The following is a 10,613-nucleotide window of genomic DNA, read 5'->3' as shown; positions in this document are numbered from 1 at the left end:
AGGACCCTGTCGAAGCCCGCGACCCTCGCGATCAGCGCGGCGCCGAGCGCACCCGCCGCGGGTCCGGAGAGCACGGTGGTGATCGGCTGGTGCACGACCTCGTCGGCCGAGAGCACGCCACCGTTGGACTTCATCACGTAGAACGGGATGGTGCGGTCGTCGTACGCCGTCAGCCGGGCCTTGATGTTGTTGACGTACGCCGACAGCCGCGGCTTCACCGCGGCGTCCACCAGCGTGGTCATCGCCCGCTCGTACTCGCGGTACTCGCGGAGCACCTCGCTCGACACCGACACGACCGCGTCGGGGTGCTCCTCGGCCAGCACCGCGCGCATCCGCTCCTCGTGCACCGGGCTGGCGTAGGCGTGCAGGAAGCAGACACCGAGGGTGTCGATCCCCCGGTCCCGGAACCAGCGCGCCACCGCTCGGGCACCGTCCTCGTCGAAGGGCCGCACCTCGTCGCCGTTCACGTCCAGCCGGCCCTCGACGCCCTTGACCAGGTCGCGAGGGACGATCCGGTCCGGCTTGACCCAGAAGTAGCTGTTGCCGTAGCCGTCCGGGACCGACTGCCGCGCGATCTCGAGCATCGCCTCGTAGCCGGTGTTGGTGACGAAGCCGAGCCGGTCGACCTTGCCCTCGAGCAGCTGGTTGGTCGCGACCGTGGTGCCGTGCGAGACCGCGTCGATGTCGGCGCCGTCGGCGCCGATCAGCCTCAGCACCTTGTCGATGCCGGCGAGGAAGCCGTCGGCGGGGTTGCCGGGTGTGGACGGGGTCTTGGTGGTGACCAGCTCACCGGTGTCCTCGTCGAAGGCTACGACGTCGGTGAACGTGCCGCCGGTGTCGATGCCGATGCGGATGCGGCGGGTCACGCTCATGTCGTCACTCTGTCAGCCACCCCGCTCACTGGGGCAAGGGCCTCAGGCCGGCTGGAACAGCTCGACGACGTTGCCTGACGGGTCCTCGCACAGGATCTGGCTGCCACCTGGCCCGGTGACGACGTCGTTGCGGAAGGGCACCCCCGCGGCGCGCAGCTCGTCGACCGTCCGGGCCAGGTCGTCGACGGTGAGCACCAGCCGGTTCCACCCACCGGGTTCGGGTCGCCGGCCGTCGGGCATGGGGCGGGACGCGGACGCGTTGGGACCGGCCAGCCACAGCGTGAGGTCGTCGCGGCCGACGATGGCCATGGTCGGGCCGAACTGCTGGTCGACGTCGAAGCCCAGCAGTGCGTAGAAGCCGACTGCCGCATCGACGTCGGCGACGATGTAGCGCATCACGGCCATGGTCTCTCCTCAGTCCGGGTCCTCATCGAAGGTGGTCGACGACGTGGAGCTGGCCACCACCTTGCCGGATGCGACCACGTGGGCGGGAGGGGCATGGTGCGCGAGCACCTCGCGGAGGGTTCCGTGGTGGTGGACGACGAGGTCGGCGCGGCCGCCGGGCTCCAGCCGGTGGCCGGGTACGCCGAGCACGGTCGCGGCCGTGGTGGTGACCGCGTCATAGACGAGGTCGAGACCGGGCTGGTCGAGTGCGCCGAGGGCGTGCGCGGCCAGGAAGGCGACCTCCAGCATCGAGTGCCGGCCGAACGGGTAGTAGGCGTCCTCGATGTCGTCCTGACCGAGCGCGACCGGGAGCCCCATGGCGGTGAGCTCGCGCACCGGCAGGTGCAGCGAACCGGTGTGCGGGTCGGAGACGAAGCCGAGGCCGGCCCGCCGGGCGAGCCCCGCCAGCCGCTCCAGGGTGGGACGCGGGTAGAGGCCGAGGGCCCGGGCGTGGTTGGCGACGCCGCGCCCCACCAGCCCGTGCTCGAGCATCGCGCTGGCGAGCATCTCCGTGGTCCGCAGGGAGGCGTCGCCGGCGTCGTCGACCAGCATCGCGACACCGCGGCCGCGCTCGGCCGCGAGCGAGCACATCCGGCGCACGTGCTCGCGGGCGTCGTCGTCGGTGTTCTCGATCCACGGGATGCCCCCGACGACGTCGGCGCCGAGGTCGACCGCCTCACGGACGAGCTCCTCGGCGCCGGGGTCGCACAGCAGACCGTCCTGCGGGAACGCCACCACCTGCAGGTCCACGACGCCGCGGAGCTCCTCGCGCAGCGCCAGCAGCGGGATCAGGCCCTCGAGCCGCGCCGAGGTGTCGACGTCGGCGAAGGCGAGCACGTGCCGGACGCCGTGCCGCACCGCCTCGACGAGCGCACGCCGGGCGTTGGCCTCGATCCAGGATCGGTCGTAGTCCGCCTTGACCGCCGAGGCCAGCTGGATCGAGGTGAGCGCGGACGCCATGTCGCCCGCGGTGTAAGCCGTCAGGGCCGCGTCACCGATGCGGTCCAGCGTGTGCACCTTGTCGAGGTGGAGGTGTGCGTCGACGAAGCTCTCGGTGACCAGTCCGCCCGCGGCGTCGAGATCCTCACGCCCGCCGACCGCGTCCCGGGTCACCTCGGCGATCCGGCCGCCGTCGACCGCGACCTGCCAGCGGCCCGCGCGACCGCGCAGGGTCGCGTCCACCACCACCAGGTCGTGGGTCACCCCAGGGCCGCCTCGATCGCCGCCGCCACCTCCAACAGGAACCGGTCGGCACCGTGCGGCGCAACCAGCTGGACCCCGACCGGCAGGCCGTCCGGCGTACGCCCGAACGGCACCGAGATCGCCGGGCACCCGGTCACCGTGATCAGGTAGCAGGCTCGCATCCAGTCCAGGTAGGTCTCCATCTGCTTGCCGTTGATCTCGGCGGGGTACTCCTGGTCGGCCGGGAACGGTGGCACCTGGGAGGTGGGCAGCACCAGCAGGTCGTGGCCGGTGAAGAACTCCCGCATCTGTTCGGACAGCGTGGTGCGCTGGGCGTACGCGCGGGCCACGTCGGCCCCGGTGAGGTGCTCACCGGCCCGGATGTTGTCGGCCAGCGACGGCTTGAAGTCGTCGGGGTGCTCGGCCAGCAGCCGGCCGAACATCGCCTGGAAGTGCCAGGCCCGCAGCGTCCGGAACGTGTCGTCGCCCTCGGTCAGGCTCGGGTGGGCGGCGTCGACGGACGCTCCCGCGGCCTCGAACACCTGCCTCGAGCCCTCCACGACGGAGACCACCTCGGTGTCCACCTCGAGCAGGCCACCGAGGTCGGTCGAGACCGCGACCCGCAGTCCGGCCAGCTCGCCCGACACCGGAGGCGCGAAGACCACCCCCGGGTCGCCGAGCGCCTGCGGGGCGCGCGGGTCGGGACCGGCCATCACGCTCAGCAGGAGCGCGAGGTCGCCGACGTTTCGGGCCAGCGGGCCGCCGACCGACGTGGTCTCCCACTGGTTGTAGTGCGGCCACTGCGGCACCCGGCCCAGGCTCGGGCGCAGCCCGACGACACCGCAGAACGACGCCGGGTTGCGCAGCGAGCCACCCATGTCGGAGCCGTCGGCGAGCGGCACCATGCCCGCCGCGAGCGCGCACGCCGCCCCGCCGCTCGAGCCGCCGGCGGAGCGGCTCGGGTCGACCGGATTGAGCGTCGTGCCGAAGACCTTGTTGAACGTGTGCGACCCGGCGGCGAACTCCGGCACGTTGGTCTTGCCGATCACCACGACCCCGGCGCCCCGGACCCGCTCGACGATCAGCTCGTCCTGCTCGGGCACGAGGTCCTCGAAGAGCGGCGAGCCGAACGTCGTCCGCCAGCCGGCGACCACGTGGGTGTCCTTGAACGCGAACGGCAGCCCGTGCAGGGCCCCGGTGCCCTCGCCCTTCGCCAGCGCCTCGTCGGCCTGCTTCGCGCCCTGCCGCGCACGGTCCTCGTCCAGGCTCACGATCGCGTTGAGCTCCGGGTTGCGCTCGGCGATCCGGGCCAGGTGCAGGTCGAGCAGCTCGCGGGCGGAGATCTTCTTGGCCCGGACGGCGGCGGCCTGCTCGCGGGCGGTCGAGTCGACGGTCAGGTCAGCCACGGCGTCGGCCGAAGATCCCGCCGACCACCACGCCGAGCACGACCAGCCCGGCACCGACCGCGATGCCCTTGATGAAGTCGTCCCGCGACGAGATGCCGCCGGTCTTGGCGGGCGCGGTGAAGACAGCGGGTTGCGCGGACGCCACCCCTGCCGGGGTCTCGGCGGGCTCGACCAGCGGCGGTTGCGAGATCGCGTTGCCGACGTTGGCGAAGAACTCCCCGGCCATCCGCTTGGAGACCGAGCTGAGCATCCGCTGGCCGACACCGCCGACCATGCCGCCGACCACCGCATCGGCGTCGTAGGAGATCTCGGTCTGCCCGGGCGCGGGCTCGGAGAACCGCACGTTGACGGTGGCGTCGACGGTGCCGGGGGCGCCGGCGCCCTGCAGCTTCATCACCAGCGACTCGCGGTCCTCGAGGTCCGAGAGCGAGCACGACCCGGAGTAGGTGCCCTTGATCGCCGCGACGCCGGCGGTCACGGTCATGGCGTAGGTGTTCTCACCTGTCGACTCGAGCCGCTCGCAGCCCGGGATGGTGGCCACCAGGACCCTGGGGTCGAGCAGCGCGTCCCAGACCTTGTCGACCGGCTGGTCGATGACGTTGGACCCAGCGATCCTCATGACGGCTCCTTCGACTGTCGCAGGGCAAACAGCTCCGAGGGCGAGATCGGCATCGCCGTGACCGGGATGCCTTCCGCGTCCTCGATGGCGGCCGCGAACACGGCTGCGGAGGGGATCACCCCGGCCTCGCCCGCGCCCTTGATCCCGAGCGGGTTGAGCGGCGAAGGCGTCTCGAGGTGGTCGATGTCGATGCCGTCGGGGACCTCGGTGACGTAGGGCATCAGGAAGTCCATGAACGACGCGTTGAGCAGCTGTCCGGACTCGTCGTAGGCCATCCGCTCGTAGAGCGCACCGCCCACGCCCTGGGCGACGCCACCGTGGATCTGGCCCTCGACGATCATCGGGTTGATCAGGTTGCCGCAGTCGTGCACCACGGCGTACTTCAGGATCTTGATCTCGGCGGTGTCCGGGTCGGTCTCGACGATCACCGCGTGCATCCCGGAGGCGAACGTCGCACGCTCGGGCGAGTAGAAGTCCTTGCCCTCGAGCCCGGGTTCGTCGTCCTCGGCGACCGGTGGCTTGCCCGGGTCGCCGACCGAGAACTGGGTGGCCGCCTTGGACGCCTCGTCGAAGGCGTAGCGCAGCGGGTTGGAGAGCACCGAGACCGTGCCGAGGTCGATCGAGGCTCCGACGCTGTCGGGAGGCGCGCCCTTGACCGAGACCACGCCGTCGACGATCTGGAGGTCCAACTCGTCGACCTCGAGCGCGTCGGCCGCGATCTTGAGCACCTTCTCTCTTGCCCGCTGGGCGGCCAGGTGGACCGCCGAGCCGCTCATCACCGCTGCGCGCGAGGCGAAGGTGCCCACGGCGTACGGCATCCGGCGTGTGTCGCCGGTGACGACCTCGACGTCCTCGAACTTCACACCGAGCTCGTCGGCCACCAGCTGGGCGAAGACGGTGGCGTGCCCCTGCCCCTGCGTGGTGAGCCCGGTGGCCACCTTGACCTTGCCGGAGGTCTCGATGTGCACGTGCGCGCCTTCGTAGGGGCCGACGCCGGTGCCCTCGACGTAGCACGCCAGCCCGATGCCGACGTTTCGTCCCAGGGCCGCCATCTCCGCCTTGAACGCCGGGAACTCCTCCCACCCGACCAGCGCCTTGATCTTCTCCAGCATCGCGGGGTAGTCGCCGGAGTCGTACTCCAGCTCGCGGCCGTCCTGGAAGACCAACCCGTGGTCGTAGGGGAACTCCTCGGGCTGGATGAAGTTGACCGCCCGTACCTCGGTGCGGTCCTTGCCGAGGTAGCCCGCGATCGCGTCCATGGTCCGCTCCATGGCGTAGCAGCCCTGCGGCCGGCCGGCGCCGCGGTAGGGCGTCACCATCACGGTGTTGGTGTAGAGCGACTCGAAGACCACTCGGTAGTTGTGCGGCTTGTAGGGCCCGAGCAGCTGGGTCGAGGTGATGATCGGGACGATCAGGCCGTACGGCGTGTACGCGCCGTGGTCGTGCCAGAACTCGACGTCCAGCCCGAGCAGCCGGCCGTCGTCGTCGAAGCCGACCTCGATGTGGTGCTGCTGCCCGCGCTCGTGGGCGGTGGAGATGAAGTGCTCACGCCGGTCCTCGGTGAACTTCACCGTCCGGCCCAGCGCCTTCGCGGCCAGCGGCACCAGCAGCTCCTCGGGCCACGGGTGGTTGATCTTGACCCCGAAGCCGCCACCCACGTCGGGGGTGATCACGTCGACCTGGCCGAGGTCGAGCCCCAGCTTCACCGCGAGCGCGGCACGCACGCCGGTCGAGCTCTGCGTCGAGGTCCACGCCTGGAGCCGGTTGAGGTCCGGGTCCCAGCGGGCCACCGTGCCGCGACCCTCCAACGGCTGGCACGAGCTGCGCTCGACGGTGAGGTCGAGCTCGAGCCGGTGCGGGGCCTCCTCGATCGCTGCTCGGGCGTCGCCGACCTCCTGCTCCAGGCGGGCGCCGAGGTTGCCCGGGACGTCCTCGTGCACGAGGTGCTCGGCCGCCCGCGCCGCCGGCAGCCCGACCACGGCCGGCAGCACCTCGTAGTCCACCCGGATCCGGCCGACCGCGTCCTCGGCGACGTAGCGGTCGTCGGCGACGACGAAGGCGACCGCCTCGCCCATGTAGTTGACCTCGCCGTCGGCCAGGGCGTACTGGGTGCGGCCGCGGGTGAGCGCCGGGTGCGGGATCAGCAGCGGCAGCGGCTCGGCCATCGGGCCGGTCAGGTCGTCGTAGGTCCACACCGCGTGCACGCCCTCGAGGTCGAGGACCTCGGAGACGTCGATGTCGACGATGCGCGCGTGCGCGTGCGGCGAACGCAGCACCGCGGCATGCAGCGTGTCGCTCCCGACCGCCACGTCGTCGGCGTAGCGCCCCTGGCCGCGGAGGAACCGCTGGTCCTCGACGCGCTGGACCTTCTGGCCCATCAGCTTGGTGGTCATGCTCGATCTCCCAGCCTCACGGTGGCTGAGGTGCAAAGGCGTCCAACGCCTGAGCCTCGAAGCCACCGCAACGACGGCACCCGCGCAACCGGCGCCGCACCAGCCCCAGCCCCCACATACGAGGCTTCGAGGCTCGTCGCTGGCGCTCCGCGCACCTCAGCCACCGTGGATGCCCTCATCTCAGGCCCCCAGCCCCGTGGAGGCGTTGTCGTCGTCGCGGTCCTCGTACTCGAGCTGACCCGACTCCGGCTCCGGCGGCTCTGGGGCGTCGGCGTGAGTGCCGGTGCGGGCCAGCTCCGCCGCTCGCTCCACCGCCTTGACGATGTTCTGGTAGCCGGTGCAGCGGCACAGGTTGCCGGCGACCATCTCGCGAGCCTCGTCGTGGGAGGGCGAGGGGTTCTCGCGGAGGCCGGCGGTGATCGTGGTGAGGAAGCCCGGCGTGCAGAAGCCGCACTGCAGGCCGTGGCACTCCAGGAACGCCTGCTGGACCGGGCCGAGGCTCCCGTCCGGGTTGGTCAGCCCCTCGACCGTGGTGATCTCGGCGTCCTGCGCGGACACGGCGAAGATCAGGCACGACCGCACCGGCCGGCCGTCGACCAGGATCGTGCAGGCCCCGCACACGCCGTGCTCGCAGCCCACGTGGGTGCCGGTGAGGCCGAGGTCGTGGCGCAGGGCGTCGGAGAGCAGCCGCCGCGCGGGCAGCGCGACCGGGTGCCTCGTGCCGTTGACGCTCAGCACGAACTCGTGGCGCTCCTCGCTCATCGGCCCACCCCCTCCCGTGCCGATCGAACCACGCGCGCGGTGAGCACGCGCACCAGCTGGGCGCGGTAGTCGGCGGTCGCGTGGATGTCGTCACCGGGGTCGAGGTGCTCGAGAGCGGCGTCACCGAGCCGGTCGTCGGGTACGCCGGAGAGGTCGACCACCGTGGGCAGGTCGGCCGCGGAGAGGTAGCCGACCCTGACCGAGTCACCGTCGACCAGCGCGGCGCAGCCCACCAGGGCATAGTCGCCATGCCGGCGCGCGACCTCGTCGAAGGCCACCCCGGCGCCGGGCGCGAGGGCGGGGAAGAACGCCGAGACCGCGATCTCGTCGTGGTGCAGCGAGGACTCGAGCGGACCGACGTAGAGCCCGTCCGCGGGGATCCTGCGCCGCCCACCCGGACCCTCGACCTCGAGCGAGCCGCCGAGCAGCGTCAGCGCGACGGGCATCTCCGCGGCCGCGTCGGCGTGGACGAGCGACCCGACCGTGGTGCCGCGGTTGCGGATCGTGGCATGGGCGACGTGCGAGAGCGCCAGCGGCACCAGCGGCTGCACCCGGCGCACGTCGTCAGATGCGAGCACGTCGGCGTGGCGCGCCAGCGCCCCGATCGTGACCCCGGCCTCGTCCGCGGTGATCGTGTCGAGGCCGGGCAGCCCGTTGATGTCGACCAGCATCGACGGCGCGGCGAGCCGCATCGAGAGCAACGGGACCAGGCTCTGGCCGCCGGCCAGCACCTTGGCCCCCGGTTCGCCGGCCAGGGCCGCCACCGCCTCGGTGAGCGACCCCGGCCGGAGATACGCGAAGGGCGCCGGTTTCACAGTGCCTTTGTTACCTCATGGGCCCCCGTCTCGGTGTTGCCCCGGCTTCCTCGGTTCACGATGTGGAAGTAGACGATCACCATGATCGTGCCCAGGGCGATGCCGCTGAGCGAGAAGTCGTCGGTGATCTCGAGGGTCACGCCGCCGATGCCGGCGATGATGCCGCCGGCGAGGCCGACCATGTTGACCGGGTTGCCGAAGTCGACGCCGTTCTCGACCCAGATCTTCGCACCGACCAGGCCGATCATGCCGTAGAGCACCACGGTGATGCCGCCGAGGACACCGCCCGGGGTGGCGTTGACGATCGCGCCGAACTTCGGGCACAGGCCGAGCAGGATCGCCACCGCACCCGCGACGTAGTAGGCCGCGGTCGAGTAGACCTTGGTCGCACCCATGACGCCGATGTTCTCGGCGTACGTCGTGGTCGGGGAGCCGCCGAACGCGCTCGACAGCGCGGTTGCGAAGCCGTCCGCGCCGATGGCCCGGCCCATGTAGGGGTCGAGGTCGTCCCCGGTCATCTCGGCGACCGCCTTGACGTGACCGGTGTTCTCTGCGATCAGCGCGATCACACCCGGCAGCACCAGCAGGATGAAGGTCATCGAGAAGCTCGGGCCGTGCACCACGTCGACACCGTCGGAGAGCTGCCCGCTCGGGAACCCGATCCAGTCCGCGGCCTTGACGCCGGTCCAGCTGACGCGATCGTGGTCGGTCGCCTCGGTCGCACCCCCGAGCACGGAGTTGATCGGGCCGAAGATCCCGTCGAAGAGCCACGAGATCAGGTAGCCGAAGACCAGCGCCAGGAGCACCGCGATACGGGCCCAGAAGCCCGGCAGCAGCACGGCTGCGCAGACCATGAACGTCGCGGTGAGCAGTGCCACCCACTGGTCCTGCGGCCAGTAGATCCCGGCCACCACCGGCGCCAGGTTGAAGCCGATCAGCATGACGACCGCGCCGGTCACCGCCGGCGGCAGGATCGTGTGGATCAACCCGGAGCCGCCGAAGTGCACGAGCACGCCCACGGCCAGGAGCACCAGACCGGAGACCATGATCGAGCCGGTGACGTCGGCGGAGTCGCCGCCCTGGGCGCGGATCGCCGCGACGCCGGCGACGAACGACGCGCTGGTCCCGAGGTAGCTCGGCACCTTGTTGGCGGTGATGAGCAGGAACAGGATCGTGCAGATCCCCGAGAACATGATGGCGAGGTTGGGGTCGAGCCCCATGACCAGCGGGAAGACGAAGGTGGCTCCGAACATGGCGACGACGTGCTGGGCGCCGACACCGATCGTCTTGCCCCACGGGAGCCGCTGACTGGGAGCGACCGGCTCGCCGGGCGCAGGTTCGACCACGTCCCACTTGAACATCGACATTGATGCACCCTTTCGCAGTGTGCCGCCCGAGGCCCGGCACGGACCGAATGCGCTCATGACACACCCGACGCGGCCCGAGTGGTGTGACCTGCGTATTACCCGCCGGTAGGTGTCGCGCGGACTAACGTCGGTCGGGTGCAGCACGATCAGCTGGCGGTGAGCGCACCACCACGGGTGGCGGCCCTCCTGCGCGCCACCGATGACGGACCGGTGCCGCTGCTGCACCGCGGGCCGGACGCGGTGTACGTCGACGTGGCCGGGTGGTGCGTCGGCGTGGTGGGCACCCGCGCCACCGCGGTGCCCTGTGCCCTCCGGACGGCCCTGGACCAGCTGCCCGACGTGGTGCGGGCATCGGTGCGTCGTGGCGTGCTGCACCTCGACGACGTGCCGCTGGTCGTCGGGCGGATGGTGGACGTCTCGGTGCCGACGCTTCCGGGGCCTCGAGACGGTCGCAGAGCGACCTCCTCAACCACCGGAGCGGTGGTTGAGGAGCTTGCGCAGCAAGCGTCTCGAAACCGCCGCGACGACGCCACCCAACGCCCCCCGAGCCCCGGATCACCTGGTTCAGAGACGGACGCAGAACGCCCTCCTCGAGCACCGCTGGCCATCGACGTCGCCTCGCTCGTGGGCCGCGGCGACGGGCTCACGCCGTACGGCGACGACGTGCTGTGCGGCTGGCTCGCCGTGACCCGCGCGGCGGGTGTGCCGACACCGGAGGTGGACGCCGAGGTGCGGGCGCTCGCCGGCACCACG

Annotated in this window: 10 protein-coding genes; 1 reads left to right on the top strand and 9 read right to left on the bottom strand. The window is 71.4% G+C overall.

The window, feature by feature from the left end; genetic code table 11:
* The 9 genes from VFV89_RS00415 to VFV89_RS00375 all read right to left on the bottom strand — a co-directional run.
* The coding region (locus VFV89_RS00415; RefSeq protein ID WP_329703912.1) for a hydantoinase/oxoprolinase family protein at positions 1 to 872 on the bottom strand (872 nt) is incomplete at its 3' end.
* 42 nt (positions 873 to 914) lie between these two features.
* Complete coding sequence (locus VFV89_RS00410; protein ID WP_329703911.1) at positions 915 to 1,277, bottom strand: VOC family protein; 363 nt, start codon at positions 1,275 to 1,277, stop codon at positions 915 to 917.
* Between the two features lie 9 nt (positions 1,278 to 1,286).
* The gene (locus tag VFV89_RS00405) at positions 1,287 to 2,519 is read right to left on the bottom strand and encodes an amidohydrolase family protein (RefSeq protein ID WP_329703910.1); all 1,233 of its coding nucleotides are present in this window, start codon (positions 2,517 to 2,519) and stop codon (positions 1,287 to 1,289) included.
* Positions 2,516 to 3,904, bottom strand: a complete 1,389-nt coding sequence (locus tag VFV89_RS00400; protein WP_329703909.1) for an amidase — start codon at positions 3,902 to 3,904, stop codon at positions 2,516 to 2,518. The genes VFV89_RS00405 and VFV89_RS00400 overlap by 4 nt, the downstream gene beginning before the upstream one ends.
* Positions 3,897 to 4,523 (bottom strand): carbon monoxide dehydrogenase subunit G, encoded by a 627-nt coding sequence (locus tag VFV89_RS00395; protein WP_329703908.1) that lies wholly within the window; start codon positions 4,521 to 4,523, stop codon positions 3,897 to 3,899. The genes VFV89_RS00400 and VFV89_RS00395 overlap by 8 nt, the downstream gene beginning before the upstream one ends.
* Entirely contained in the window at positions 4,520 to 6,916 is a 2,397-nt protein-coding gene (gene cutA / locus VFV89_RS00390; protein ID WP_329703907.1) for an aerobic carbon-monoxide dehydrogenase large subunit, read from the bottom strand. The genes VFV89_RS00395 and cutA overlap by 4 nt, the downstream gene beginning before the upstream one ends.
* A 180-nt stretch (positions 6,917 to 7,096) precedes the next feature.
* On the bottom strand, positions 7,097 to 7,678 hold the full coding sequence (locus VFV89_RS00385) for a (2Fe-2S)-binding protein (RefSeq protein ID WP_329703906.1): 582 nt from the start codon (positions 7,676 to 7,678) through the stop codon (positions 7,097 to 7,099).
* On the bottom strand, positions 7,675 to 8,493 hold the full coding sequence (locus VFV89_RS00380; RefSeq protein WP_329703905.1) for a xanthine dehydrogenase family protein subunit M: 819 nt from the start codon (positions 8,491 to 8,493) through the stop codon (positions 7,675 to 7,677). The genes VFV89_RS00385 and VFV89_RS00380 overlap by 4 nt, the downstream gene beginning before the upstream one ends.
* Positions 8,490 to 9,860, bottom strand: a complete 1,371-nt coding sequence (locus VFV89_RS00375; protein WP_329703904.1) for a uracil-xanthine permease family protein — start codon at positions 9,858 to 9,860, stop codon at positions 8,490 to 8,492. Before VFV89_RS00375 ends, VFV89_RS00380 begins: the two co-directional genes overlap by 4 nt.
* A 135-nt stretch (positions 9,861 to 9,995) precedes the next feature.
* Here VFV89_RS00375 and VFV89_RS00370 point away from each other — a divergent pair.
* Positions 9,996 to 10,613: DUF2877 domain-containing protein (locus VFV89_RS00370; RefSeq protein WP_329703903.1), on the top strand; the 618-nt coding region annotated here is incomplete at its 3' end.

The organism is Nocardioides sp. (assembly GCF_036274455.1).
GTDB lineage: Bacteria > Actinomycetota > Actinomycetes > Propionibacteriales > Nocardioidaceae > Nocardioides.
This window is presented reverse-complemented; position numbering and strand designations above follow the sequence as displayed.